Here is a 24,601-nt window from a genome sequence, read left to right as displayed (position 1 = left end):
TATAGTCATTCGTACCCTGAGAATTACACTTTGAAGTGATTCAGGGTATGCGCTTACTGGTTACGAATATTGAGCGAGAATCATGTGATGATCGCCGCTTTTCTTTCGAGCCAGTAGGTGCTCCACGTTCGCTAACGAATACTCAGGGCATGCAGATAAACTGCTGGCTATATTTCTTTCGAAGAGCGTGGAATGCATACCAATCCCCGATAAAAAGGAGTTGGTGATGACTGTGACTAATCAATTTGCTGCGCACGTTGGTCTGGACTGGGCTGATAAAAAACACGATGTCTGTGTTCAGTTTAAAAACGGTGAACGCGTATTCGATGTGATTGAACATACAGCAGAAGCGCTTGATGCCTGGCTTACTGAGTTACACCAGAAAGTAAAAGGTAGAATCGCAATAGCTCTCGAACTGAAGAAGGGCCCCGTGGTATATGCTCTTCAAAAATACCCCTTTATCACCGTTTTCCCCGTCCACGCATTGTCCCTGGCTCGTTATCGGCAAGCCTTCTCGCCCAGCGGCGCTAAAGATGATCCGCAGGATGCCGAGCTGGCATTAGAGTTAATGCTGCGTTACCCCCAGAAGATAAAAGCTATTGAACCCGACAATGCGGATATTCGCTTACTTCAGCAACTGGTTGAGCAACGTCGTCAGTTGGTTGAAGATAAACGACGCTTTGTGAACCGGATAATCAACACGCTTAAACAGTATTATCCTCAGCCACTGGAGTGGTTCTCACATCGGGGTAGCTTACTGTTGTGTGAGCTGATTATCCGGTGGCCCAGTCTGCAACAACTGAAACGAGCCAGACGCGACACGATCCGCAACTTTCTGAATGCCAAAGGTGGTCGCGCTATGGCCCTTACCGAGCAACGTGTTGCGAGTATTGATAATGCGATCCCATTGACTACAGACCCGAGTGTTATAGAGGCTAATGCTTTGATGGCAGCAGCACTGGCGACACAAATTAAAGTCGTGAGTGAAATCATCAAAACCTATGACGAACGAATCGAAACGCTGTTTGACACATTGCCAGATGCGGGGCTGTTCAAATCACTTCCGGGCATGGGACCGTGCATGGGCCCACGGATGCTTGCTGCACTTGGTGATAACCGTGACCGGTTTAACAGCGCTGAAGAAATTCAAAACTACGCAGGTATAGCACCGGTGACCGAACGAAGCGGCCAAAAATCCTGGGTTCACTGGCGATGGCAATGTGCCAAGTTCGTCAGGCAGACCTTTGTTGAATGGGCTGCCAAGACGGTTAATTCATCATACTGGGCCAAACTGTATTATCAGGGCCTCAGAGAAAAGGGCAAATCTCATCAGTCTGCGATCCGGGCACTGGCGTTCAAATGGATAAGGATCATTTACCGCTGCTGGAAGGCCAGAACCTGTTATGACGAAGCGAAATATTTGCTGGCTCTCGAAGCGAGACACTCGCCCTTACTGAAGCCATAAAAAGCTTGTCGAATGTCTCAGGGCGTGANGAACCTGTTATGACGAAGCGAAATATTTGCTGGCTCTCGAAGCGAGACACTCGCCCTTACTGAAGCCATAAAAAGCTTGTCGAATGTCTCAGGGCGTGAAGCGGACTGTCCGTCTGGCAATTGCGCTGTTCAATCACAGGTAGTGAGAGAACGCCTTTTGAATAACCATAGCCTGATCCGGATAACTTATTCTTCAGGAGCATGGACAAAGCACAGCTTATTCCCTTCTGGATCCCGACAATAAGCCGCATAGAAGTCTGAAGCGTATTCTCTGAAACCGGGTTTACCCTCGTTGGTTCCTCCCATTTTCAGGGCGAGGTGCCAAATCTCCTGAACTTCTTCCTGAGAAGCGACTAAGAAACTGACTTGCATACCATTTCCCTAGGTTGAAGGGAGGCCATTTTCAGGCACCTGCACGTAAAACTGAGGCCATCGCTTATCCGGATATTTCCAGCCAACCCCTTTAGCCTGGCCGCCGTTACCCTCTGGCATCTGTTCAAAGCCTAACCTCGCAAGCAGAGCTTCATAGAAAGCAACTAACGTGTTGAGATCTCTTGCGCCAACGTGAATATGACTAAACATGACCTATTCTCCCGAGCGAAATGGAAAAAGTAACGTGCTCTGTGCATGTTGTAGTTCAAGCCAGAAAGATAATCACGTCGCTCTCTTCGGATTCAGGTAGCATAAAATTAGCCATGTCTGGGGCTGGCTCAAAACCGCCGGACGCGCGCGTACTTTCTGTTATGAGCCAGAAGCAGAAGTTCGTAAGGCACTATTTACACTACGGTTGCTTCATCATGAGCGTGCAGACTGGTCGTCCTGCATACCGGTTAATTGATGTTGTAAGTCCAGGCAGAATGACCAGTGATCATCAACAGGCACAGCAACTCATGAACGCTGTTCTATAGGTAATTGTGGTTCGGTCCAAAGGAAAGAATAAAAGGAGTAAACCGCCTCACCATTTATCGAAGATGTTTCTTCTCGCCACCCTGTCCAGCGTACGCTTTGATAAAATCGGTCCAAATCTCCACAAAGAGCCCGGTGCAAAAAACCTGAATAGTCAGTCTCAAGGCTCTCCCATTCGAGAGTGTCCGAAGCGAGGTAATATACACCGCCGCGATCTTTACCGAATTCACCACCGTTAAGTGCAAAAAACCTCCGGATAAATCATCAGCAACTAAGAGTGCCTGAAATGTCCGACCTGTTGTCACCGATGGCGTCCAGGAGGCAATAGTTCGTGCCAGTCTGGGGTGACCGGAGCCTAAAATCCGCAACCAGCCATTATCAACCAGGATCCCCCGTTTCGTATTAAGACAGCGCCCAAGAGAGAGTGCGTTGTCACCTGAAGCTGATGTAACTCAGAGCCTGCGAGCATTGGATTACAGGGAAGCACTTTATAGTTATTGGATGCTTCTTTAAGCCACTGCTGCACTATAAACCAGCCAGATGACTGCTGATCGATTAATTCAGTCAGTTCCCTCACGCGTTATCCTTAGTCGCACTATGTATCTTTATGTTATTCGGACGAGCAGCCGATAACCTGAATATGATTATAAAAATGATTTTTTAGATAAACATAGCATTTGGTTAGCAACGTCCGCTGCTGGCACAGAGCGGACATGCGCGGTATAAGGTCCGCTTAGAGCAAGGAGCAGACAAAAATGTTACACGATTATCCAGTAATCTCATTGGCCACTTAATAATTCTGTCCAGTTAAAGATAAAACACATGGTCGGCCGAATCTGCGTATCCCAAAATTCTATAGCCGTTTGAAGTTTCAATTCCGGGGAGATGAATAGCCCGAAGAATAGCTCCAACTTCCACATGCTGTTCAAATGAGTTTGTCAAAACATCCAGATATCGGATATCTGAATAACCACCTTCACTGAAATGGTAAAACCACTCACCATCAACTATGGATTCATAGCCATTTAGAGAGGTAGTTTTCCATAAAGGGGGCGATGTCATGCTAAGCATGGCCAGGCGGATTTTATTCCATTTTGTATTATTCATGCAGCAAAAGAGCATTCGAACCTCCCAGGACCTGCTTCATAAAGAGCAATGTACTACGCGGATAGCAACGTCCGCTTCTGATACATAGCGGATGTTGCATTTGCTGAGATGACAACTGAAGATTACCACTGCATTGAACATGGCATCCGGCAACGAACTCAATCCCTGTCATTTCAGGTCAATCAGCGCCAGTTGTAGATGATGCTCTATAAAATTCGCTTTGAGCGCGCTGTAGCGATGAACATCGTTCTTACAGAAGAATGCTGCAGTACGCTTTATCTCAGCGTAATCTAAGGCAATATCTCTGTTTTTCCTGAGGTAATCACGGAAAGCAAGATGTCTCAGTATCTCTTTATTCCCTACTGTAAACGCATGCACTTGGTGGCTACGCACATCACTACCCTTAATAAAGTACCGGCGTCCCGGAATCCCGTTCTCACCGCGCGCAACGTACCCGGCACGGACCATTATAGCGTTGTATTTATCCAGTTCAGTAACATCAGACACTTCGAGCAGTATATCGATTACTGGCTTTGCTGGGAGGCCAGGTACTGACGTACTGCCAATATGATGAACATTTTTAGCCACGCCACCAAGAAATGTCTGTAACAGTAACCTTTCAACTTTAAACGCCTCTGGCCATTTTTCATCGTATGGCATCACAGCTATGGTCCGCATAAATACCTCTTCCTTTGGCATAAAGTTTTCGACACAAAGTTCTAAAGCATATCTGTTGAAATTGCATGAGGCGACAACATCCACTTTGGGCAAAAACAGACTGGCACAGTTCCTTTCCGGCATACAGGTGCACAGGCGTAGTAGGACTTGTAACTGACTCAGAGGCTGGCAAAGGGCCAGACGCGCCCCGACGTGATGTTAACGCAATCCCTGATACCTGCTATGAGATACCGGGGAGAGTCCGGGCATGAGTGGATAATGTCAGTTATAGCTAAAAGTATGTTGTTCTACCTCAAGACCTCTGTCCCGGAAGGGAATATCACCCCGAAGAATTAACGGATGTAAACTTTGTGGAAAAGTATTTTCCAAACCTGTGGTCTCAATTAAAATTATTATATTTGCCAGACTACTTCATTATGAAAAATGATATCAGAGGCCTCGATCTTAACCTGCTTAAAGCTCTGGATGCGTTACTGGATGAGGGCAGCGTGACACGGGCTGCAGAGCGCCTCTCTCTGACGCAGCCTGCCGTCAGTGGCATGCTTACCCGATTGCGTGATTACTTTGGCGATCCCCTTTTTATTCGCTCCAGCTACGGCATGATACCTACGCTGCGTGCGAACGAACTTGCCATACCGGTAAAACAAATCCTCACTGATATCGCTATTCTGCTTAAACCCGTGGAATTTGATCCGGTGACGGCGGAACTGACCTATACCATCCTGGCGACGGACTATGCACTCAAGGCCGTTGTCGTTCCGTTAATGGCTGCGCTGAAACAGCGTGCACCGCTCATCAGAATCGCCGTACGGCCAGTAGACAGTGGACGCATGTATCAGCAACTCGCCCGGGGCGAAGTGGATCTGGCTCTGGTTACACCACAAACAACCCCTGATGACCTGCACGGGCGGGCACTGTACGAAGAAGAATATATTTGCGTAGCACATAGCCATCACCCTCTGGCTGCGGCTTCAGAAATAACGCTCACACAATTCTGCGAGCAGGAACATATTCTGGTGTCGACAGAAGGGCGCTTCATGGCAGTGACGGATGAGGCTCTGGCTGAGCTGAGTCTGTCACGGCGCGTGGGTATGTCGGTCAACAGTTTTCTGGTGATACCCGATATTTTGAGGTTAACCGATATGATTGCCGTTGTGCCCAGCCGTATGGTTCTGGCTGACAGCGGACTTTCGATTTTACCCTTGCCGCTTAAAATCCCGGGCTTTGTTAAAAGCATGGCCTGGCATGAGCGCACTCATCGTGATCCTGCTCATCAGTGGATGCGTGCTTTATGTGCAGAAGTCAGCCAGCCCTCTGATAACCTGATATAACTTATCTTATATTAATTATAAAGAATAACGATTCGTCTTATAACTTCGTTGCGCAAATAATCATTGTCATCAGGTTAAGTGCGGCAGCCGTACTGACACACAATGCAATCGATAAATGCAACGGGAGTAACATATGAATGCGATTAACTGGCCAGAGGGTTTTGTTCCGGGTTTTACTGATAACTTTGTCTCTAATGAAATGATCATTTCGGGTCTGAGCGTCAGTGATGTCTGGCCGTTCCTGAGTCAGCCTCTTCTGTGGCCGGTCTACTACAAAAACTCCGCTGATGTGCGCTTTTATGACGGTAAAGGACCAGAGCTGGCAGAGAAGGTCCGGTTCTACTTCAGCACTTTTGGTTTTCCAGTAGAGGCTCAGGTTGTGGAGTATGTTCCACCTGCGGAAGGCCTGCCTGCCCGTCTGGCATGGCACGGGTGGGCAGGGGAGAAAAACAGTGCAGACCGCCTCGATGTTCATCATGCCTGGTTGCTGGAGGAGCTTAGTGGTAACCGTGTCCGTATTCTGACTCAGGAAACTCAGAACGGTAACCCTGCGAAAGAACTGGCAAAAACGCGCCCGAATCCAATGCTGAACGGCCATCAGGAATGGCTGGATGGTCTGATTAAGGCTGCAGCGAAATAAAATTAGAGATAACGCTCGAAGCTGGACGAAAATTCATTTTGAAAGCAGGAATGAATTATCAGGCTGGCAATAACGCTGAGCAGCATCAGTCAGGAACAACGACAGGCGCAAAGCTCTTTATTTTTGAGTGGCTTACTTACAACCTGATTGCGCTATGCGTTTTGGCGATGCTTCCCCGCATCGTCTTTATTTGCTTATCAACATTTTTTAAAAGTTATTTATAGCCGATTATGGCTCACGGCTTCATCCGGCGGCCATCACTCACTGCACATTTCAGGCCTGTTTTCATCATTTAACTACCTGATTTTTAACCGCTTCATTCCTTTTCTACCCCGTGCTTTTTCATCATCGCCCGCAACTGGTGATAGGTCACGCCCAGCAGTTCGGCGGCGCGGCGCTGATTATATTTCGCCTGTTGCAAACTGGCCTCTACCAGCGCGCGCTCCTGCTGGTTTTGCCACTGGCGCAGATCGAGCGGCAAAGCGGGCAGGTCGCTGCTTGTTTCTTCCTGCGCTGTAATCGCTGGCTGCGCGCGCGGCGCAAAGGGATTAATAATAATCCTGTCCAGCGGCACTTCGCTGCTGTGATGACGATAAACCGAGCGTTCCACCACGTTTTTGAGTTCACGCACGTTGCCGGGCCACTGATACGCCAGCAGCGTCTCCTGCGCCTCGGGCGTAAAGCCCGGAAACAGCGGCAGCCCCAGCTCGCGGCACATCTGAATAGCGAAATGCTCCGCCATCACCAGAATATCGCTGCGCCGCTCGCGCAGCGGCGGTAGCTGCACTACGTCAAAAGCGAGACGATCGAGCAGGTCGGCGCGGAACTTTCCTGCCGCCGCCAGCGCGGGTAAATCCTCGTTGGTGGCGCATACCAGCCGCACATTAACCTGCAAAGCGTGATTGCCGCCGACGCGCTCAAGCTGTCCATACTCAATAACCCGCAGCAGCTTCTCCTGCACCAGCATCGGCGCGGTTGCCAGTTCGTCGAGAAACAGCGTGCCGCCATCTGCCCGCTCAAAGCGGCCCAGATGACGCTTCTGCGCGCCGGTAAAGGCGCCGGCCTCATGGCCGAACAGCTCGGAATCGAGCAGATTTTCATTCAGCGCGGCGCAGTTAAGCGAGATAAACGGGCCTTGCCAGCGGTCGGACAGATAGTGCAGGCGGCTGGCGATAAGCTCTTTGCCGGTGCCGCGTTCGCCCACTACCAGCACGGGCTTTTCCAGCGGCGCCAGCATAGAGACCTGTTCAAGCACTTCAAGAAAGTTGTTGGATTCACCCAACAGATTATCGTTGCTGCCAGCCATGATGAAATTCACCACCTGTTAATCAATTTAACTACCTTACGCGACGTGCGCTGCGCTGTAAAATATAAATATGATTTAAAATCAATGAAATAAAAAATGGCACGCCTTTTGTATATAACAATCAGCGCATGGCGCACCAACATAATCAAAGAGGAACATCATTATGGGTATTTTTTCTCGTTTCGCCGATATCGTTAACGCTAACATCAATTCGCTGCTGGAGCGTGCGGAAGATCCGCAGAAACTGGTACGCCTGATGATTCAGGAGATGGAAGACACGCTGATTGAAGTGCGCTCCACCTCGGCGCGCGCGCTGGCGGAGAAAAAACAGCTTAACCGCCGCATTGAACAGGCGGAAATTCAGCAGGCCGAATGGCAGGAAAAAGCGGAGCTGGCGCTGCGCAAAGAGAAAGACGATCTGGCGCGTGCGGCCCTGATCGAAAAACAGAAGCTCACCGACCTTATCGCCTCGCTGCAGCAGGAAGTGGTGCACGTTGAAGAGACGCTGGAGCGCATGAAGGGCGAAATCGGGGAGCTGGAGAAAAAACTGAGCGAAACTCGCGCGCGTCAACAGGCGCTGACGCTGCGTCACCAGGCGGCTTCTACGTCGCGTGACGCGCGCCGTCAGCTCGACAGCGGCAAGCTGGATGAAGCCATGGCACGTTTTGAATCGTTTGAGCGTCGCATCGACCATATGGAAGCAGAAGCGGAAAGCCAGCGTTTCGGTAAGCCAAAATCGCTGGACGCGCAGTTTGCCGATCTGCAGGCCGATGATGAGATCAGTCAGCAGCTGGAAGCGCTGAAAGCCAAAATGAACCGTAGCGAATAATAATGATCCTGTCTGCGAGACTGATTAAGGAGAGTCAATGAGCGCACTTTTTCTCGCTATACCGCTGACCATTTTCGTGCTCTTTGTGTTGCCGATCTGGTTATGGCTGCATTACAGCAATCGCCGCAGCGGCAACGACCTGTCGGCAGGCGATCTTCAGCGCCTGCAGCAGCTAACGCAGGAAGCTGAACGGATGCGCGATCGCATCCAGGCGCTGGAGTCCATTCTGGACGCTGAGCATCCGAAATGGAGGCAGCCATGATTAAACGTAAGCTGTGGCGTAAACCGGAAGAAGGGAAGCTGATGGGCGTCTGCGCCGGCGTGGCGGAGTACCTCGATATCCCGGTGCGTCTGCTGCGCGTGATCGTGGTGCTGTCGCTCTTTTTCGGCCTGTTCGCGATTACCGTCAGCGCCTATTTTATTCTGGGATATGTACTCGATCCTAAACCCGCGGATGCTGAAGAGAGCGCGGGCAAGCCGAACGCTGGCGAACTGCTGGACCGACTGGAAAGCGCGCTGCGTCGCGATGAGTACAGCGTGCGCGAGATAGAGCGTTACGTAACGTCTGAAACCTTCAGCGTGCGTAGCCGCTTTCGCCAGCTCTGACCTTTCCTGAGCGGGGCCGTCCAGGCCCCGTTATGCTGATCAACCGGAGGTTTGCTTTGTTATATTCACGTACGTCCTCTTTTCGCCGCCGCGCGACCCCCGCGTTGAAGTCGGTCGGGAAATTCATCATTATCAATGCCGTGAGCTACGGGCCTGCCGGTCTGACCGGCTGGGCAGTAAAATCGGTTGCGCGTCGTCCTCTGCGCATTCTGCTTTCCCTGGCGCTGGAGCCGTTGCTGCAGCGCGTAATGAAGCGGGCGGCGGCGCGCTTCATCAGGGAAAAAGATGATAAACAAGTCTGAACTACTCTCATTACTCAACCGCGGCGCGGATCGTCATCTGCGCCTGGCGGTAACCGGCCTGAGCCGCAGCGGCAAAACCGCTTTTATCACCTCACTCGTTAATCAACTGCTTAACGTGCACAGCGGCGCGCGGCTGCCGCTCTTTTCTGTGGTGCGCGACGAGCGCCTGCTGGGCGTCAAGCGCATTCCGCAGCGCGACATGGGCACGGCGCGTTTCACCTACGACGAAGGGCTGGCGCAGCTTTATGGCACGCCGCCCGCCTGGCCGACCCCGACGCGTGGCGTCAGCGAAATGCGGCTGGCGTTGCGCTATCGTTCGCAAGATTCGCTGCTGCGCCATTTCAAAGAGAGCGCGACGCTCTATCTGGAAATCGTCGACTATCCCGGCGAATGGCTGCTTGACCTGCCGATGCTGGCGCAGGATTACCTCGACTGGTCGCGACAAATGCTGAGCCTGTTGCAGGGCGATCGCGCACAGTGGGCGCAGCCGTGGCGTGAGCTGTGCGCGTCGCTCGATCCCTTTGCGCCTGCCGACGAAAACCGGCTGGCCGCCATCGCCGCCGCCTGGACCGACTATCTGCACCGCTGTAAAGCCGAAGGGCTGCACTTTATCCAGCCCGGCCGCTTTGTGCTGCCTGGCGAGATGGCGGGCGCACCGGCGTTGCAGTTTTTCCCCTGGCCGCTGATGGACGAGGCCGAGCGCGGCAAACTGGCGCAGGCCGACAAAGGCAGCAACTTCGCCATGCTGCAGCAGCGTTTCCGCTACTACTGCCAGCATGTGGTGAAGGATTTTTACCGCAACCACTTCCTGCGCTTCGATCGCCAGATTGTCCTGGTGGATTGCCTGCAGCCGCTGAACAGCGGCCCTCAGGCGTTTAACGATATGCGGCTGGCGCTGACTCAGCTGATGCAGAGTTTCCACTACGGACAGCGCACCCTGTTCCGTCGCCTGTTTGCGCCGGTTATCGATAAACTGCTGTTCGCCGCCACTAAAGCTGACCATATCACCGCCGATCAGCACGCTAATATGGTGTCGCTGCTGCAGCAGCTGGTACAGGACGCCTGGCAAAACGCGGCGTTCGAGGGCATCAGCATGGAGTGCATCGGGCTGGCCTCGGTGCAGGCTACGCAAAGCGGGCTGGTGGATCATCGCGGCGAGAAGATCCCGGCGCTGCGCGGCGATCGGCTGGCCGACGGCGCAGCCCTGACTTTCTATCCGGGCGAAGTGCCGCCGCGTTTGCCGGGGCAGGCCTTCTGGCAGCAGCAGGGTTTTCAGTTTGAACAGTTCCGGCCGCAGCCGCTCGATATCGATCGTCCGCTGCCCCATATCCGCATGGATGCCGCGCTGGAATTTTTATTAGGAGATAAGCTGCGATGAGCGATGAAAAAATTAAGCCGCGTATCGATTTCACCCGGCCGCTGGAGGCCCCGCGCGAGCAGCCGCTGCGCCCGGCGCTGGCTTTTGACGATGAGGCGCAGCAGGCGTTTCTCGCCGTTGACGAGCAGGCTGGCGACGTGATGGAAGAGGGCGCGGGAGAGCGGGCGGTCGAGCAGGCATTGCGACCGAAACGCAGCCTGTGGCGCAGACTGGTCGGCGTGGGCGTCGCGCTGTTTGCTGCAAGCGTCGCGGCGCAGAGCATCCAGTGGATGCATGACGCCTGGCTAACGCGCGACTGGTTCGCGCTCGGCAGCGGCGCGGCTGGCGGGCTTATCGTTATCGCTGGCGTCGGCGCGCTGACCAGCGAGTGGCGTCGTCTCTATAAGCTGCGCGAGCGCGCCGAAGCGCGCGACGTCGGACGTGAACTGCTGCACAGCCATAGCGTCGGCAAAGGCCGCGCTTTTTGCGAAAAGCTGGCGCAGCAGGCGGGCATCGATCAGGCGCATCCGGCGCTGCAGCGCTGGCACGCGTCGCTGCATGAAACCCAGAACGATCGCGAAACCGTTCAGCTCTATGCGCAGCTGGTGCAGCCGGTGCAGGATCGTCAGGCGCGGCGTGAAATCGGCCGCCACGCGGCGGAGTCGACGCTGATGGTCGCCGTCAGCCCGCTGGCGCTGGTAGATATGGCATTTATCGCCTGGCGCAACCTGCGGCTGGTCAATCGTATCGCCGCCATCTACGGTATCGAACTGGGCTACTTCAGTCGGCTGCGGCTGTTTCGCCTGGTGCTGCTGAATATGGCGTTCGCCGGCGCGTCTGAGCTGGTGCGGGAAGTGGGAATGGACTGGATGTCGCAGGATATTGCTGCCCGACTCTCAGCGCGCGCCGCCCAGGGCATCGGCGCGGGTCTGCTGACCGCGCGGCTCGGCATCAAGGCGATGGAGCTGTGTCGCCCGCTGCCCTGGCTGGAGGAGGATAAGCCGCGGCTGGGCGACTTCCGTCGCGATCTTATTAGTCAGCTTAAAGAGACGCTGCCGAAAAGCGGCGCGAAGCGCGAAAGCTAAGCGCGCCTGCCTGCCGGTGCGCCGTCGCCTGAGCGGCGCGCACCGCCGGATGAACACCGGTGTCAACTTTTGCTTCCACGCCTCTTCAGACCTGTTGCAAGTTAGCGTATTATCTCCAGATTCTTTACCTGACTAAGGCCATCGCAATGCGTCTTGAAGTCTTCTGCCAGGACCGCATCGGTCTGGCGCGCGAGCTGCTCGATCTGTTAGTCGCCCGTAATATCGATTTACGCGGCATTGAAATCGCGGCTCTTGGCCGTATTTATCTCAACTTTTCTGCGCTTGAATTTAATCAGTTCAGCAGCCTGATGGCGGAAATCCGCCGCACGCCGGGCGTTACCGACGTGCGTACCGTCGCCTATATGCCTTCGGAGCGGGAGCATCGTGCCCTGAGCGCGCTGCTGGTGGCGATGCCAGAGCCGGTGTTTTCTATTGATCTGAAAAGTAAAGTCGAGCTGGCGAACCCGGCGGCGCAGAACCTGTTCGATCTCGACGAGCAGAAAATTCGTAACTACAGCGCAGGCAATTTGATTAGCGGCTTTAATTTCCAGCGCTGGCTGGAAAACGACCGCGTTGAGGCGCAGGCGCAGCATGTGGTGATTGACGGCCGCGATTTTCTGATGGAAGCGCATCCTGTCTATCTCACCGCCGATGAAGGTGCGGGCGACCAGCCGGTGGGCGCGATGGTGATGCTGAAATCCACCGCGCGCATGGGACGCCAGCTGCAAAATCTGGTGGTGACCGACGAGTCGGAGTTCGATCATATTATTGCGGTGACGCCGAAAATGCGTCAGGTGATCGATCAGGCGCGCAAGCTGGCGATGCATGACGCGCCGTTACTGATCGTCGGCGATACCGGCACCGGCAAAGATATGCTGGCGCGCGCCTGCCATCTGCGCAGCGCGCGCGGCAAGAAGCCTTTCCTGGCGCTGAACTGCGCCTCGCTGCCGGATGACGTTGCAGAGAGCGAACTTTTTGGGCATGCCGCTGGTGCCTACCCGAACGCTTTAGAGGGCAAGAAAGGCTTCTTTGAACAGGCCAATGGCGGCTCGGTTCTGCTCGACGAGATCGGCGAAATGTCGCCGCGCATGCAGACCAAGCTGCTGCGCTTCCTGAATGACGGGACGTTCCGCCGCGTCGGGGAAGAGCATGAAGTCCATGTGGACGTGCGCGTCATCTGCGCCACGCAGAAGAACCTGATTGAACTGGTGCAGCGCGGCGAGTTCCGTGAAGATCTCTTTTATCGCCTTAACGTATTAACGCTGCATCTGCCGCCGCTGCGCGAGCGTCCGCAGGATATTCTGCCGCTCACCGAAATGTTTGTGGCGCGCTTTGCCGACGAGCAGGGCATTCCGCGTCCGCGTCTGTCACCGCAGCTTAACGGACTGCTGACGCGCTACAACTGGCCGGGCAACGTGCGTCAGTTGAAGAATGCGCTCTACCGCGCGCTGACGCAGCTAGAAGGGCATGAGCTGCGCCCGCAGGATATCGTCCTGCCTGAGCAGGCGCTGGATGCCTCGCTGGGTGAAGAGGCGATGGAAGGTACGCTTGACGAGATTACCAGCCGCTTCGAGCGATCTGTGCTGACGCGCCTTTATCTCTCCTATCCCAGCACCCGCAAGCTGGCGAAACGCCTCGGCGTATCGCATACGGCGATCGCTAATAAACTGCGCGAATATGGGTTAGGGCAGAAACGTGGCGAAAAGGAAGAGAAAAGCGGCGGCTAAGAGGCGCCGCCGCCGTTAATGCTACTTCAGTACCGCCAGCGCGGAATCGTAATCGGGTTCGGTGGTGATTTCATTCACCAGCTGGCTGTACAACACCTTATCCTGCTCATCCAGCACCACGACCGCACGCGCCGTCAGACCTGCCAGCGCGCCCGCGGCAATTTCAACGCCGTAGTCATTTTTAAATTCAGCGCCGCGCAGCGTCGAGAGCGTGACGACGTTATTCAGGTTATCGGCGCCGCAAAAGCGCGACTGGGCAAACGGCAGATCGGCGGAGATGCAGAGCACCACCGTATTGTTCAGCTCGCTGGCGAGCTGATTGAAGCGGCGTACCGAGGCGGCGCAAACGCCGGTGTCGATGCTGGGAAAAATATTCAGAACCTTGCGTTTTCCTGCATACTCAGAGAGCGACACGTCGGTGAGATTTTTCGCCACCAGCGAAAAGGCTTTAGCCTGCTCGCCCGCCTGTGGAAAGTGACCAGCAACCTCAACCGGGTTGCCCTGAAAGTGAACAGTATGAGACATAGCGATTCCTTAAACGTCAGAAAAAAGCGTGACTGGCTACAGGTAAGTATGGTTTGAAAACGTGTTTATGACATATCTATAAAAGACTTACGAGCGAAAAACGCAGATTATCCGAGACGATGCGCAGTTATCGACCTACATGGAGAAAGTATGAGAACGGTAAAAAGCTATCCCGAGTCCTGGCCGCTGCATACCCCTTTCGTTATCGCCCGCGGCAGCCGTACCGAGGCGAAAGTGGTGGTAGTGGAAATTGAAGAGGATGGCGTAAAAGGCACCGGCGAGGCGACGCCCTATGCGCGCTACGGCGAAACGGAAGCCTCAGTGCTGGCGCAGATCGCTGATATTCTCCCGGCGTTACAGCAGGGAATGACGCGCGACGCCCTACAGCTGGCGCTACCCGCCGGCGCGGCGCGCAACGCTATCGACAGCGCGCTGTGGGATCTGCAGAGCCGCCAGCAGCAGCAGGATCTCTGGATGCTGAACGGCGTCGCGGCGCCCGATGAGGTCGTGACGGCGCAGACCGTCAGCATCGATACCCCGGAAGCGATGGCAAGCAGCGCCCGCGCGCTGTGGCAGCACGGCGCGACGCTGCTGAAAATCAAGCTGGACGATACTTTTATCACCGAGCGGCTGGTGGCGATCCGCGCGGCGGTGCCGCAGGCGACGCTGATTGTTGACGCGAATGAATCCTGGCAGGCCGAAGGCCTGGCGGCGCGCTGCCAGCTGCTGGCGGATCTTGGCGTGGTGATGCTTGAACAGCCGTTGCCTGCCGGTCAGGATGCGGCGCTGGCCAATTTTATCCATCCGCTGCCGATTTGCGCCGATGAAAGTTGCCATACCCGCGACAGCCTGCCCGCGCTGCGGGGTCGCTATGAAATGATCAACATCAAGCTGGATAAAGCGGGCGGCCTGACCGAAGCGCTGGCGCTGGCGACAGCGGCGAAGGCGCTCGGTTTTGAGATAATGCTCGGCTGCATGATCTGCACCTCGCGCGCTATTCATGCCGCGCTGCCGCTGGCGGCGGGAGCGCGCTTCGCCGATCTGGACGGGCCGACCTGGCTGGCGGTGGATGTCGAGCCTGCCATACAGGTCAGCGCAGGCAAGGTGCTTATCGCTGCCAGCGCAGCAGGTTGATCATCGCCTCCAGATAGCGCTCTGTCGCATCATCAACCGAAATGGCTGGCATCTCGGCGGTGATGCAGGGCAGACCGAGGTCGTTGCACCAGCTGCCGAACGAGCCGGGCGTGTCGTAACCAACAGTGCTCACCAGCGGCAGCGCGGTCTGCTGCGCCAGCCAGTGACCGATATCGCTGCCGCGCGGATCGTCGATACAGGCCAGCGGCTCATGCCAGGAGACCACCCAGCGCGGCTTCAGCCCGTGAATCAGCTCGCACAGCGCCTGCGTTTCCGGCTCTGAACCTGGCCGATCCCCGGTCGAGAGCAGCACGTCGCGCGCCTCGGCAGCGCTGTTCCAGCGATAGACCGTCTCACCGCTCTGCCAGTTGGCCGCCGGGAAATTACGGTTGAGGTCGACGCCGTGCGCGTTGGCGCGCAGGCCAAGCTGGCATCCGTCCGGATTGACCGCCAGCACCACGTGGTGACGACGCAGCCGGTCCGGCAGCGTGCGCATCGCGGCGGAAAGCGTGGCGATGGCCGCATTCTCATCGCCATGCGTACCTGCCAGAATCAGTCCGCTGTCGGCATCGGCGGCGGGCGCGGGAAACCAGAGCAGCGGCGCGCCCAGTACGCTGTCACCGTAGCGCTGAAACGGAATTTCAAGTTTTCCGCGCCGCGGTCGCGGGTGTAACAACGTCATAGGCTTTCTCCTTTGTTGCCCTCTGTCAGACAAAGTAGCGGAAAAGCCGCGCGCGGAAAATCGCTATTTATCCTTCAGGCATTTGCGCTACAGTGCCCGGGTCATGCTGCGCCCTCTGGTGCGTTGCGCAGCGCTTCATTAGGGTAAGGGAGTGAAGATGAAAAGCACATTTCGCAAGACGCTGATAGCGCTGGCGCTCGCAGGCATCGCGAGCCCGGCGCTGGCGGCGCAGCTGCCGGCCAACGCGCAGCTGGCCGATCGGCAGGAGATTGTTCGCCATATCAAAGATGAACCCGCCTCGCTCGATCCGTTAAAAGCCGTTGGGCTGCCGGAAATTCAGGTGATCCGCGATCTGTTCGAGGGGCTGACGAATCAGGATGCGCAGGGTAATATCGTGCCGGGCGTGGCCGAAAGCTGGAGCAGCAGCGACAATAAAACCTGGATCTTTACGCTACGCACTAATGCGAAATGGTCGAACGGCGAGCCGGTAACGGCGCAGGATTTCGTCTACAGCTGGCAGCGTCTTGTCGAGCCCAAAAACAGTTCGCCCTTTGCCTGGTTTGCCGGGCTGGCAGGCATCAGCAACGCGGGCGCGATAACCAAAGGCGAGATGCCGGCGAATCGACTCGGCGTCAGCGCCGTAGACGCCCAGCACCTGAAGGTGACGCTCGACCGGCCGGTGCCCTGGTTTCCCGCACTTGCGGCTAACGTCGCGCTTTTCCCGGTGCCTCAGCAGGTTATTGCCAGTGAGGGTGACGGCTGGACCGCGCCGGGCAAGCTGGTGGGCAACGGCGCTTACCAGCTTGCGTCGCGCGTGGTGAATGAGAAGATTGTGCTGGCGCGTAATCCGCACTACTGGGACGACGCGCATTCGGTCCTGACCAAAGTGACCTTTATTCCCATCAATGAAGAGTCCAGCGCCACTAAACGCTATCGCGCGGGCGATATCGATATCACCGAATCCTTTCCGAAGAACATGTATGCCCAGCTGAAAAAAACACTGCCGGGCGAGGTCTACACGCCTGACCAGCTAGGCACCTACTACTACGCCTTTAATACGCAAAAGGGCGCGACGGCGGATGCGCGGGTGCGTAAGGCGCTGTCGTGGAGCATCGACCGCCGCATTATCGCAGAAAAGGTGCTGGGCACCGGCGAGAAGCCCGCATGGCGCTTTACGCCCGACGTGACGGCGGGCTTTAAACCTGCGCAATCCTATATTGAGCAGCACAGCCAGCAGGAGCTTAACGCCCAGGCGAAAGCGCTGCTCAACGCAGCGGGCTACGGCCCTGGCCGACCGCTGCATCTGACGCTGCTCTACAACACCTCGGAAAGCCATCAAAAAATCGCGATTGCGGTGGCGTCGATGTGGAAGAAAAATCTTGGCGTTCAGGTGACGTTGCAGAACCAGGAGTGGAAGACGTATATCGACAGCCGCAACAGCGGCAGTTTCGACGTTATCCGCGCCTCCTGGGTTGGTGATTACAATGAGCCCTCTACATTTCTCAGCCTGCTGACCAGCGGCAACAGCAGCAATATCGCGCGCTTCAGCAACGCCGATTACGATGCGGTTCTCGCCAGAGCAAGCAGCGAAACCCAGGCTGACGCGCGTAATAGCGACTACAACAAAGCGGAGCAGATCCTGGCCGACCAGGCGCCGATTGCGCCGATTTACCAGTATACCAACGGCCGCCTGATCAAGCCGTGGGTGAAAGGCTATCCCATCACTAATCCCGAAGATGTCGCCTACAGCCGTGAGCTGTGGATCGCAAAACACTAAGCCCTGTGCGGCCTGCCAGCAGGCCGCATCCAGACACCTTTGCTCACAGCCTGATGATTGCAACTCAACCGCGCCGCGCTAGACTGTATCGTATTGATTTTTGTAGTGAGGCTAGTGAGTGAACGTCATTGAAGGCAAAGCGTTGCAGGTTTCCGACGCCATTATCGCCTGTCAGCTTGATGGCAAGGGCGGCTTAATCCCTATCGAAGATAAAGATGTTATCCACTGCGAGCGACCCTGCTGGCTGCATCTTAACTATACCCATCGCCAAAGCTCTGACTGGCTGCAGTCTACGCCCCTGATCCCCGACACGGTGCGCGACGCGCTGGCGGGCGACAGCATGCGGCCGCGCGTCAGCCGTCTTGGCGACGGATTTATGATTGTGCTGCGCAGCGTTAACCACAACGCCGACTCCCGGCCTGAGCAGCTGGTGGCGATGCGGGTCTTTATCAACGACAAGCTGATTGTCTCGACGCGTCGCCGTAAAGTCTATGCGGTAGATGAGGTGCTGACCGATCTGCAAAACGGCAACGGGCCTGAAGATGGCGGCAGCTGGCTGGTCGATATCTGCGATGCGCTGACCGATCACGCCAGTGAATTTATTGAAGAGCTGCATGACAAAATCATCGTGCTGGAGGATGCGCTGCTGGATCAGCGTATACCGGCGCGCGGCGAGCTGTCGCTGCTGCGCAAGCAGCTGATAGTCATGCGGCGCTATATGACGCCGCAGCGGGACGTCTATTCGCGGCTCGCCAGCGAGAAGCTGCCGTGGATGGATGACAGCGATCGTCGCCGCATGCAGGAGGTGTCGGACAGGTTAGGGCGCGGGCTTGACGACCTGGACGCTGGGGTGGCGCGTACCGCCGTGCTGGCGGACGAAGTGGCCTCGCAGATGGCGGAAGCGATGAATCGCCGTACCTATACCATGTCGCTGCTGGCGATGATTTTCCTGCCGACAACCTTTCTGACCGGGCTGTTTGGCGTCAACCTTGGCGGCATTCCCGGCGCCAACTGGCACCTGGGCTTTAGCGTGTTCTGCCTGCTGTTGGTGGCCCTCGCTCTGGGCGTCGCCTGGTGGCTTAAACGGCGCAAGTGGCTGTGACAATAATGTAATCAACTGGTTATAAGGGTTAATTCAGCTATAAAAAAAGCCGGCTAATGGCAAAAAGGGAAAAAAAGCTGATCGAGGTCAATAACCCTCCAGGGCAACAGCGGCAAACTCTGTATCCGCAGGTGAATGCAACGTCAAGCGATGGGCGTTGCGCTCCATATTGTCTTACTTCCTTTTTAGAATTACTGCATAGCACATATTTAATTCGATACGCCGGCCTATCCGCCGGCTTTTTTTTGCCCCTGCGGCGGAGTTATACCTATGCTTTAAGGACAGTAACCACAAAGGAGAAGGGTATGACATCCATTATCGCAAGCGATCCGATTCCTACCGATCCCGTCCCGATTCCCGATCCGATGCCGCAACCGCCGCCGAACCCACAACCGGACCCGCAGCCTGAGCCGGGTTATCCGCCCATCCTCGATCCACCGCCGCATCGGTAAAAAAAGGGCGCGCTGACATTGCAGCGCGCCCTTTTTAACACGTTCCGATTACGGCAGTTGCAGTACGTCGAGACGGACTACCGGCTCGGCGTCATCCTCTTCCTGCCAGCCAGCGGGCTGTACCGGCAGCGTTTCCCGATCAAAAGCGAGATCGCCGCCGTCCACCACTGCATCGCCGTGCTGGATGCCTTTAAAATCGAACAGATTGATATCCGCCAGATGCGACGGCACGACGTTTTGCATCGCGCTGAACATCGTCTCGATGCGTCCGGGATAGCGTTTGTCCCAGTCGCGCAGCATATCGGCGATCACCTGACGTTGCAGGTTAGGCTGCGAACCGCAGAGGTTGCATGGAATAATCGGGAATTTGCGCGCTTCAGAGAAGCGTACAATATCTTTTTCACGGCAGTAGGCTAGCGGGCGAATGACGATATGTTTGCCGTCGTCGCTCATTAGTTTCGGCGGCATGCCTTTCATTTTTCCGCCGTAGAACATGTTCAGGAACAGCGTCTGCAGAATATCGTCGCGGTGATGGCCGAGCGCGATTTTAGTACACCCTAACTCGGAGGCGGTGCGGTAGAGAATGCCGCGGCGCAGGCGTGAACAGAGCGAGCAGGTGGTTTTGCCTTCCGGGATCTTCTCTTTAACGATGGAGTAGGTGTCTTCCTCGACGATTTTGTATTCGACGCCAAGCGACTCCAGATATTCCGGCAGAATGTGCCCTGGAAAACCCGGTTGTTTCTGATCGAGATTGACCGCAACCAGCGAGAAGTTAACCGGCGCGCTCTGCTGCAGATTACGCAGGATCTCCAGCAGCGTATAGCTGTCCTTGCCGCCCGACAGGCAGACCATAATGCGGTCGCCTTCTTCAATCATATTGTAATCAGCGATAGCCTCGCCGACGTTGCGACGCAGGCGCTTCTGGAGTTTATTAAGGTTGTACTGTTCTTTCTTGTCAACCGTTTGATTTTCTTGCATTTTTCTCTGTCTCTACAACCAAAAGGGGCATATAAGGGGCAAGGTCCACTCAGATTGCCAGCTTACCGTTGAGCATTTCAACCTGCTCGCTGTTCATCTTTTCAATCCAGGTCGCACAGGACTCACGGACACTCTGCGCATGTTTATGCCCCATCTGATTCGCTATAAAAGAGGGCGTGTGCGCCCGTCGATAATCATCAGCAGGCAAAAGTATGCCGCGTATGGTACGGATTACGGCGGCGAATGCCAGCACGTTTTATGGTGACAACACACAGCAGGCCAGTGCTGGAAAGCGCAGGGGGGCGTTCTTCCTTTTGAGGCGAAGACACAAAAGTAGTGACCGCAAATCGCTGTTGTGAATTTTCAGGGTTAAGTTGCCTTCCTTGTCGTGCCACAGAACAGAAAATGCTGGTGAAAGATCGTTATAAAAGATCACCATTTGCAGTAACGAGCGAAAATGTAAATTATGAAAAGAGCAAAAAGACCTACAGGCCAGACTGGACCATCAGGAAAAAATGAACCAGAGCAATCGCGAAGATCAGTATCAGGGCTTGAGGAGCATATAGCGCAAACAGGGACATAAAAAGACGCCTAAAGATCCTTATGATGATATTCCACATAATTATCGTAACCCCTGGAATGACTTAGATGATATCGCATCCCTGTGCCCGTAGTGTTTTAAATTAGCAGGTTGCTTTAAAGAATCATTTTGCTGAAAAAGTTAATGTTTGATTTCGTATCGCTTAAATAACATTAAAATAAAGATAATCTAGTAAAAATAAGCTTCTCTTTTAGCTATTACCACTTCATATACCATCGCTCTATGATTATTGCTATAAATATGAAGAATATGAGCACTGGCCATAAGGGGCCTTCCGGGAAATAATGTATCAGGAAAACTGCGAATAAGAATGTAAGCAATGCAGGAGCATAATCTGAAACTAAAGATTTAATCAGCCGCTTAAAAAACCTTTTAAGAGTTTTTGCCATAGCTTTCGATCTGCTCTGGTGAATGAATTTGCAAGGCCGACATCCGATGCCCGCTGTGTTTTAGGTTGTTTATATGTAATGAAAATTTGTCGGGAAAACCTGGTTGTCTTCTTCAAACGCATACTCGAATACTCTGTGCATGATCTGGTAAGGCGTTTCCCTTGAGCTACTAGCATTGTGGGTTTATTATAAAAATTTCAGAATTTAATCTGAATTTAAATTTGCCGGGTGTTTTTTTTCCTATAGATATTAGTCAATAATAATCATTGTTAATATGAAAAACACGAGTACAGGCCATAAGGGGCCTTCCGGGAAAAAATGTACCAGAACAATCGCGAACAAAACCGTAAGTACGGTCGGAGCATAGAGAGAAAATAAGGATTTAAACACCCTATTAAAAAATCTTTTAATAAGGTTCATCATGGCTATCGAATCAATTGGGTGATTGTTTTTGTAATGCCGCTACCCGCTATGTATTTCATGTTTTTATTATTAATGCTTAGAGTAAGCAGGGCAGCTAACTGATCGAAGGGGTAGTGCTAACCCATACCGATTACAGCAAGCTAGTTAAATTTCCCCCATACTATATAAGTTATCGTTCAAGTAAATAACTGACCTGCATATATTGATTCTCACTTGAGAATAAATGTTATCTTACGGAATTCAGGTGTTTTAAATACGCTTTGATTAAAGCGGCAACCTTATGCCGCTTTTAGGGGAAGCAGAAAAGCTTAAGGGAAAGCCTAATAATAAAATTAGCTGTTCTTTTATATATTAAGCTGCACCGGCATTATTACGTAAACCCTTTACCAGTAATGTGAATACCTCAATCACTTTTGGCAGCGACTGCTGCGGATCGTCGCTGGCTGCTATCCACTGCGCTGCATTGAAGGCGGCGCTATTCAGCAGATAGGCGGTGGCATCCGGATCTACCGATTTGATTACGCCGCCTTCGAGCATGTTTAAGATGCCCTGACGAGTGGATTCAAGACAGCTGTTCTGACTTGGCCATTGCGCAGGGTTTCCGAGAAAAGCCGGGCCATCAAGCAGAACGATGCGGCGGACTTCATCGTCCAGCGCCATTTTAATGTAGGCGATCCCTTCGGCCAGCAGCTTATCCCAGTCATCACCCGCGTCAGAAACGGCGTCTCTGGCACGCTGCGCCATCTCGCCATCTATCTGGGTAACAACCGCGGCAAGTAATCCCTTTTTATCGCCAAAGTTATGGTAGAGCGCTCCGCGTGTCAGGTTAACGCTGGCGGTCAGGTCATCCATTGATGCGGCTGCAAAACCTTTTTCTGCAAACGCTTTTCGCGCGGCCGCAATCAATTTTGCGCGGTTGAGTTCCATGGTTTCGACACGGCGGTTAACAGCCATTCGTTCTCCTTGTTACATACGCAGCGTATGTGAGTTGACATACGGCGCGTATGTATGATTAATTTTACATACGCCGCGTATATTAAATCATTTATGCAGGCTGCGCATCCCGCTTCATCTACTGCTCAAAAGGATACTTTATGAATCAGCCTCACCCTGTTTTCCCGGCTAATCGACACGCTCTTTATGAGGCGCATGGTTACTCCGCTGCGATCCGTTCTGGCGATCTGCTGTTCGTTTCCGGGCAAGTTGGCAGTCGTGCCGACGGCTCGCCTGAGCCAGATTTTGCCGCACAGGTGCAGCTCGCTTTTGACAACCTGGAGGCTACGCTTGCCGCCGCCGGGTGTACTTTTGCCGATTTGATTGATGTCACAACCTTCCATACCGATCCCGAAAAGCAGTTTTCAACCATTATGCAGGTGAAGCAGTCTGTTTTCCCTCAGCCGCCTTATCCAAACTGGACGGCCGTCGGCGTGAACTGGCTGGCTGGGTTCGATTTTGAAATTAAGGTTATTGCAAGGATCCCGATAGTACAGGATTAAACATTGCCATACAGACGGGATAACGCCTGATGCAGCCCTCCGGGCTGGCAAGGGCGCTATTCCGGGAAGGCCTATTACGAATTTGTGGACAGGCTCCTAAGCGCACCTGCTTACCATGGTCGCCAATATAATTTTAAAAAGGAACCAAATACCAGAAGGTCTGCAAGCGGGGCAATTAACCGCGCAGGAAATGACCCTGAGCGGCTTGATTCATTGTCGGCAACGCAGGCGCTTCTTCTGCGTAAAAAAGGAACAGACGGTCAGGCGCTTCCTTCTACCAGTACAAAGGTTCCGGTTGCCGCTTTCTCGCGCAGTTTTCTGGCGGCCTGATACGCCGGGCTTTCATAGAAACGCTTTGCCTCGGCAAAAGAGGCGAATTCAAAAATCACATGGCGCTCATGCGCTTCTCCTTCCAGATTTTCATATGCCCCGGACCAGGCGACGATTTCAGGCGCGAACTCCCGCATGGCCTCTCCGGCGGCTCTGGCATAGTCAGCGTAAGCAGCCGCATCCGACACGGTAACGTGGGCGATTAAATAACCTTTTGGCTTCATGTTTATGACCTCTGGTTGTAAAGCGGATAAAGAAACAGGGTGTGAAGCCACTCTATTGAGTATTAGACTGCCTATAAACAGCCAAAAAAAGAACGCACTGTTATCGGAATAATGAACAATGAAGAATCTTGATGCGTTAATGCTTTTTTGCCGCGTGGCGGAAATGATGAGCTTTACCCGAGCGGCTGAAAGCCTGGGCATTCAGAAAGGGCGTGTTTCAGCCGTTATACGCCAGCTTGAAGCAGACGTGGGCGCAACGCTGCTGCATCGCACCACACGCAGCGTGCAGCTCACCGAGGATGGGCGCGCTTTTTATTCCCGCGCGCGGGATCTGCTGGCGGAGGCAGAGGCGCTACAGTCGATGTTCGCCGATAAGGGCGTGCCGCTGCGCGGGCGGTTGCGCATTGATATGCCCACCGTTCTGGCGCAGACCCTGTTTATTCCCGCCTTGCCGCAGCTGATGGAAGCGCATCCGGATCTTGAGATCGAACTCTCCAGCACCGATCGCCGTGTCGATCTTATTCAGGAAGGTTTTGACTGCGTAATACGTCTTGGGCCGGTGGTGGACGATACGCTGATTGCCCGGCCGATGGGCAAGCTACGCATGATCAATGCGGCGAGCCCAGGCTATCTTGAACGTTTCGGGACGCCCCAGACGATTGAAGATCTGCTCAGCCAGGGACACAGGATGGTGCACTACATCAGGAATTTTGGGTCGAAACCTGACGGGTGGGAATATCCGGTAAACGAGGGGTATAAGACGCTGATGTTACCCGGCATGATGAAGGTTAACAGCGTACAAACCTATCATGAGGCGGGGCTGGCAGGGATGGGGTTGATTCAGGCGGGCTATTCCGCGCTGGCGCCGCATCTGGCAAACGGCACGCTGGTAGAAGTTTTGCCTGCTCTGCGTCCCGCGCCGCTTAGCGCGTCTTTCGTCGTGGCGCACCGGCGTAACCTGTCGCAGCGCGTCAGAGCCTTTATGCAGTGGAGTGAAACGCTGCTGAAGCCCTACCTGGAGTGATTGTGATCCCCTTTAGCACCAGCCAGGCGGCAGCGAAAAATGATAACGCCCGCACGTTTCCCGACCACAGGCTGAAGCCGCAGCAAAATTCCCTCA

Annotated in this window: 26 protein-coding genes and 1 pseudogene; 16 read left to right on the top strand and 11 right to left on the bottom strand. The window is 54.2% G+C overall.

Annotated features, from left to right (window positions below):
- Positions 1–226 precede the first annotated feature (226 nt).
- The gene (locus D7S44_RS05800; RefSeq protein WP_000219087.1) at positions 227–1,465 is read left to right on the top strand and encodes an IS110-like element ISEsa2 family transposase; all 1,239 of its coding nucleotides are present in this window, start codon (positions 227–229) and stop codon (positions 1,463–1,465) included.
- A 215-nt stretch (positions 1,466–1,680) separates the two neighbouring features.
- On the opposite strand, the gene D7S44_RS23830 is transcribed toward D7S44_RS05800, so the two are convergent.
- The 5 genes and pseudogenes from D7S44_RS23830 to D7S44_RS05780 all read right to left on the bottom strand — a co-directional run bounded on the left by D7S44_RS23830 (position 1,681) and on the right by D7S44_RS05780 (position 4,185).
- Entirely contained in the window at positions 1,681–1,866 is a 186-nt protein-coding gene (locus D7S44_RS23830) for a VOC family protein (RefSeq protein WP_240629431.1), read from the bottom strand.
- A 9-nt stretch (positions 1,867–1,875) separates the two neighbouring features.
- Entirely contained in the window at positions 1,876–2,076 is a 201-nt protein-coding gene (locus tag D7S44_RS23825) for a VOC family protein (RefSeq protein ID WP_240629430.1), read from the bottom strand.
- Positions 2,077–2,382: 306 nt separating this feature from the next.
- Positions 2,383–2,977: pseudogene (locus D7S44_RS24080) on the bottom strand (DUF2625 family protein).
- A gap of 230 nt (positions 2,978–3,207) precedes the next feature.
- Positions 3,208–3,522 carry a DUF6678 family protein gene (locus D7S44_RS05785; protein ID WP_120452806.1) on the bottom strand — a complete coding sequence of 105 codons (315 nt, stop codon included), beginning with the start codon at positions 3,520–3,522 and terminating at the stop codon, positions 3,208–3,210.
- A gap of 153 nt (positions 3,523–3,675) precedes the next feature.
- Positions 3,676–4,185: a GrpB family protein gene (locus D7S44_RS05780; protein WP_120452804.1), complete on the bottom strand. Its 510-nt coding sequence runs from the start codon at positions 4,183–4,185 to the stop codon at positions 3,676–3,678.
- 416 nt (positions 4,186–4,601) lie between these two features.
- Here D7S44_RS05780 and D7S44_RS05775 point away from each other — a divergent pair, with 416 nt between their 5' ends.
- Entirely contained in the window at positions 4,602–5,516 is a 915-nt protein-coding gene (locus D7S44_RS05775; protein WP_120452916.1) for a LysR family transcriptional regulator, read from the top strand.
- A gap of 133 nt (positions 5,517–5,649) precedes the next feature.
- On the top strand, positions 5,650–6,156 hold the full coding sequence (locus D7S44_RS05770) for an SRPBCC family protein (protein WP_120452802.1): 507 nt from the start codon (positions 5,650–5,652) through the stop codon (positions 6,154–6,156).
- A gap of 316 nt (positions 6,157–6,472) precedes the next feature.
- On the opposite strand, the gene pspF is transcribed toward D7S44_RS05770, so the two are convergent.
- On the bottom strand, positions 6,473–7,462 hold the full coding sequence (pspF, locus tag D7S44_RS05765) for a phage shock protein operon transcriptional activator (protein WP_120452800.1): 990 nt from the start codon (positions 7,460–7,462) through the stop codon (positions 6,473–6,475).
- A gap of 163 nt (positions 7,463–7,625) precedes the next feature.
- On the opposite strand from pspF, the gene pspA reads away from it, so the two are divergent.
- The 7 genes from pspA to tyrR all read left to right on the top strand — a co-directional run bounded on the left by pspA (position 7,626) and on the right by tyrR (position 13,368).
- Positions 7,626–8,291, top strand: a complete 666-nt coding sequence (pspA, locus tag D7S44_RS05760) for a phage shock protein PspA (protein ID WP_120452798.1) — start codon at positions 7,626–7,628, stop codon at positions 8,289–8,291.
- 37 nt (positions 8,292–8,328) lie between these two features.
- Positions 8,329–8,553: an envelope stress response membrane protein PspB gene (pspB, locus tag D7S44_RS05755; RefSeq protein WP_120452796.1), complete on the top strand. Its 225-nt coding sequence runs from the start codon at positions 8,329–8,331 to the stop codon at positions 8,551–8,553.
- Entirely contained in the window at positions 8,538–8,897 is a 360-nt protein-coding gene (pspC, locus tag D7S44_RS05750; protein ID WP_371315527.1) for an envelope stress response membrane protein PspC, read from the top strand. Before pspB ends, pspC begins: the two co-directional genes overlap by 16 nt.
- Before the next feature lie 32 nt (positions 8,898–8,929).
- Positions 8,930–9,199, top strand: a complete 270-nt coding sequence (gene pspD, locus D7S44_RS05745) for a phage shock protein PspD (RefSeq protein ID WP_371315526.1) — start codon at positions 8,930–8,932, stop codon at positions 9,197–9,199.
- Positions 9,183–10,577, top strand: coding sequence for a YcjX family GTP-binding protein (locus D7S44_RS05740; RefSeq protein WP_120452792.1), 1,395 nt, complete (start codon positions 9,183–9,185; stop codon positions 10,575–10,577). Before pspD ends, D7S44_RS05740 begins: the two co-directional genes overlap by 17 nt.
- On the top strand, positions 10,574–11,641 hold the full coding sequence (locus D7S44_RS05735) for a YcjF family protein (protein ID WP_120452790.1): 1,068 nt from the start codon (positions 10,574–10,576) through the stop codon (positions 11,639–11,641). Before D7S44_RS05740 ends, D7S44_RS05735 begins: the two co-directional genes overlap by 4 nt.
- Positions 11,642–11,787: 146 nt before the next feature.
- Positions 11,788–13,368, top strand: a complete 1,581-nt coding sequence (gene tyrR, locus D7S44_RS05730; protein WP_120452788.1) for a transcriptional regulator TyrR — start codon at positions 11,788–11,790, stop codon at positions 13,366–13,368.
- A gap of 21 nt (positions 13,369–13,389) precedes the next feature.
- Here the strand turns inward: tyrR and tpx are convergent, their stop codons facing one another.
- Positions 13,390–13,893 (bottom strand): thiol peroxidase, encoded by a 504-nt coding sequence (tpx, locus tag D7S44_RS05725; protein ID WP_120452786.1) that lies wholly within the window; start codon positions 13,891–13,893, stop codon positions 13,390–13,392.
- A 150-nt stretch (positions 13,894–14,043) separates the two neighbouring features.
- Here tpx and ycjG point away from each other — a divergent pair, with 150 nt between their 5' ends.
- Positions 14,044–15,027 carry an L-Ala-D/L-Glu epimerase gene (gene ycjG / locus D7S44_RS05720; protein ID WP_120452784.1) on the top strand — a complete coding sequence of 328 codons (984 nt, stop codon included), beginning with the start codon at positions 14,044–14,046 and terminating at the stop codon, positions 15,025–15,027.
- Here ycjG and mpaA read toward each other — a convergent pair.
- Positions 15,002–15,709 (bottom strand): murein tripeptide amidase MpaA, encoded by a 708-nt coding sequence (gene mpaA, locus D7S44_RS05715; protein WP_120452783.1) that lies wholly within the window; start codon positions 15,707–15,709, stop codon positions 15,002–15,004. The two genes, ycjG and mpaA, sit on opposite strands and share 26 nt — an antisense overlap.
- Positions 15,710–15,866: 157 nt before the next feature.
- Here mpaA and D7S44_RS05710 point away from each other — a divergent pair, with 157 nt between their 5' ends.
- The 3 genes from D7S44_RS05710 to D7S44_RS23650 all read left to right on the top strand — a co-directional run bounded on the left by D7S44_RS05710 (position 15,867) and on the right by D7S44_RS23650 (position 19,040).
- Positions 15,867–17,486 (top strand): peptide ABC transporter substrate-binding protein, encoded by a 1,620-nt coding sequence (locus D7S44_RS05710; protein ID WP_120452781.1) that lies wholly within the window; start codon positions 15,867–15,869, stop codon positions 17,484–17,486.
- A gap of 118 nt (positions 17,487–17,604) precedes the next feature.
- Positions 17,605–18,588, top strand: coding sequence for a zinc transporter ZntB (gene zntB / locus D7S44_RS05705; protein ID WP_120452780.1), 984 nt, complete (start codon positions 17,605–17,607; stop codon positions 18,586–18,588).
- Between the two features lie 305 nt (positions 18,589–18,893).
- A complete protein-coding gene (locus D7S44_RS23650) occupies positions 18,894–19,040 on the top strand; it encodes a hypothetical protein (RefSeq protein WP_167456951.1) in 147 nt (48 codons plus the stop codon).
- Positions 19,041–19,088: 48 nt separating this feature from the next.
- Here the strand turns inward: D7S44_RS23650 and ttcA are convergent, their stop codons facing one another.
- Both ttcA and D7S44_RS05680 read right to left on the bottom strand, forming a co-directional pair.
- Positions 19,089–20,018, bottom strand: coding sequence for a tRNA 2-thiocytidine(32) synthetase TtcA (gene ttcA / locus D7S44_RS05700; protein WP_120452778.1), 930 nt, complete (start codon positions 20,016–20,018; stop codon positions 19,089–19,091).
- A gap of 1,764 nt (positions 20,019–21,782) precedes the next feature.
- Positions 21,783–22,385, bottom strand: coding sequence for a TetR/AcrR family transcriptional regulator (locus tag D7S44_RS05680; RefSeq protein WP_120452773.1), 603 nt, complete (start codon positions 22,383–22,385; stop codon positions 21,783–21,785).
- Positions 22,386–22,525: 140 nt separating this feature from the next.
- Here D7S44_RS05680 and D7S44_RS05675 point away from each other — a divergent pair, with 140 nt between their 5' ends.
- Complete coding sequence (locus D7S44_RS05675; protein WP_120452771.1) at positions 22,526–22,927, top strand: RidA family protein; 402 nt, start codon at positions 22,526–22,528, stop codon at positions 22,925–22,927.
- Positions 22,928–23,187: 260 nt separating this feature from the next.
- On the opposite strand, the gene D7S44_RS05670 is transcribed toward D7S44_RS05675, so the two are convergent.
- Entirely contained in the window at positions 23,188–23,481 is a 294-nt protein-coding gene (locus tag D7S44_RS05670) for a DUF1330 domain-containing protein (RefSeq protein ID WP_120452770.1), read from the bottom strand.
- Between the two features lie 118 nt (positions 23,482–23,599).
- Between D7S44_RS05670 and D7S44_RS05665 the strand changes: the two genes are divergently transcribed.
- A complete protein-coding gene (locus tag D7S44_RS05665; RefSeq protein WP_120452768.1) occupies positions 23,600–24,505 on the top strand; it encodes a LysR substrate-binding domain-containing protein in 906 nt (301 codons plus the stop codon).
- Positions 24,506–24,601 lie beyond the last annotated feature (96 nt).

This window comes from Pantoea piersonii, assembly GCF_003612015.1.
GTDB lineage: Bacteria > Pseudomonadota > Gammaproteobacteria > Enterobacterales > Enterobacteriaceae > Pantoea > Pantoea piersonii.
The sequence above is the reverse complement of the archived record's forward strand: the minus strand, read 5'-3'. Positions and strand labels throughout refer to the sequence as shown.

Excerpts from the sequence above, each read along its gene's own strand:
- D7S44_RS05800 (WP_000219087.1), top strand. The coding sequence starts at position 227 with ATGACTGTGACTAATCAATTTGCTGCGCACGTTGGTCTGGACTGGGCT.
- D7S44_RS23830 (WP_240629431.1), bottom strand. The coding sequence starts at position 1,866 with ATGCAAGTCAGTTTCTTAGTCGCTTCTCAGGAAGAAGTTCAGGAGATT.
- D7S44_RS23825 (WP_240629430.1), bottom strand. The coding sequence starts at position 2,076 with ATGTTTAGTCATATTCACGTTGGCGCAAGAGATCTCAACACGTTAGTT.
- D7S44_RS05785 (WP_120452806.1), bottom strand. The coding sequence starts at position 3,522 with ATGCTCTTTTGCTGCATGAATAATACAAAATGGAATAAAATCCGCCTG.
- D7S44_RS05780 (WP_120452804.1), bottom strand. The coding sequence starts at position 4,185 with ATGCGGACCATAGCTGTGATGCCATACGATGAAAAATGGCCAGAGGCG.
- D7S44_RS05775 (WP_120452916.1), top strand. The coding sequence starts at position 4,602 with ATGAAAAATGATATCAGAGGCCTCGATCTTAACCTGCTTAAAGCTCTG.
- D7S44_RS05770 (WP_120452802.1), top strand. The coding sequence starts at position 5,650 with ATGAATGCGATTAACTGGCCAGAGGGTTTTGTTCCGGGTTTTACTGAT.
- pspF (WP_120452800.1), bottom strand. The coding sequence starts at position 7,462 with ATGGCTGGCAGCAACGATAATCTGTTGGGTGAATCCAACAACTTTCTT.
- pspA (WP_120452798.1), top strand. The coding sequence starts at position 7,626 with ATGGGTATTTTTTCTCGTTTCGCCGATATCGTTAACGCTAACATCAAT.
- pspB (WP_120452796.1), top strand. The coding sequence starts at position 8,329 with ATGAGCGCACTTTTTCTCGCTATACCGCTGACCATTTTCGTGCTCTTT.
- pspC (WP_371315527.1), top strand. The coding sequence starts at position 8,538 with ATGGAGGCAGCCATGATTAAACGTAAGCTGTGGCGTAAACCGGAAGAA.
- pspD (WP_371315526.1), top strand. The coding sequence starts at position 8,930 with ATGCTGATCAACCGGAGGTTTGCTTTGTTATATTCACGTACGTCCTCT.
- D7S44_RS05740 (WP_120452792.1), top strand. The coding sequence starts at position 9,183 with ATGATAAACAAGTCTGAACTACTCTCATTACTCAACCGCGGCGCGGAT.
- D7S44_RS05735 (WP_120452790.1), top strand. The coding sequence starts at position 10,574 with ATGAGCGATGAAAAAATTAAGCCGCGTATCGATTTCACCCGGCCGCTG.
- tyrR (WP_120452788.1), top strand. The coding sequence starts at position 11,788 with ATGCGTCTTGAAGTCTTCTGCCAGGACCGCATCGGTCTGGCGCGCGAG.
- tpx (WP_120452786.1), bottom strand. The coding sequence starts at position 13,893 with ATGTCTCATACTGTTCACTTTCAGGGCAACCCGGTTGAGGTTGCTGGT.
- ycjG (WP_120452784.1), top strand. The coding sequence starts at position 14,044 with ATGAGAACGGTAAAAAGCTATCCCGAGTCCTGGCCGCTGCATACCCCT.
- mpaA (WP_120452783.1), bottom strand. The coding sequence starts at position 15,709 with ATGACGTTGTTACACCCGCGACCGCGGCGCGGAAAACTTGAAATTCCG.
- D7S44_RS05710 (WP_120452781.1), top strand. The coding sequence starts at position 15,867 with ATGAAAAGCACATTTCGCAAGACGCTGATAGCGCTGGCGCTCGCAGGC.
- D7S44_RS23650 (WP_167456951.1), top strand. The coding sequence starts at position 18,894 with ATGACATCCATTATCGCAAGCGATCCGATTCCTACCGATCCCGTCCCG.
- ttcA (WP_120452778.1), bottom strand. The coding sequence starts at position 20,018 with ATGCAAGAAAATCAAACGGTTGACAAGAAAGAACAGTACAACCTTAAT.
- D7S44_RS05680 (WP_120452773.1), bottom strand. The coding sequence starts at position 22,385 with ATGGCTGTTAACCGCCGTGTCGAAACCATGGAACTCAACCGCGCAAAA.
- D7S44_RS05675 (WP_120452771.1), top strand. The coding sequence starts at position 22,526 with ATGAATCAGCCTCACCCTGTTTTCCCGGCTAATCGACACGCTCTTTAT.
- D7S44_RS05670 (WP_120452770.1), bottom strand. The coding sequence starts at position 23,481 with ATGAAGCCAAAAGGTTATTTAATCGCCCACGTTACCGTGTCGGATGCG.
- D7S44_RS05665 (WP_120452768.1), top strand. The coding sequence starts at position 23,600 with ATGAAGAATCTTGATGCGTTAATGCTTTTTTGCCGCGTGGCGGAAATG.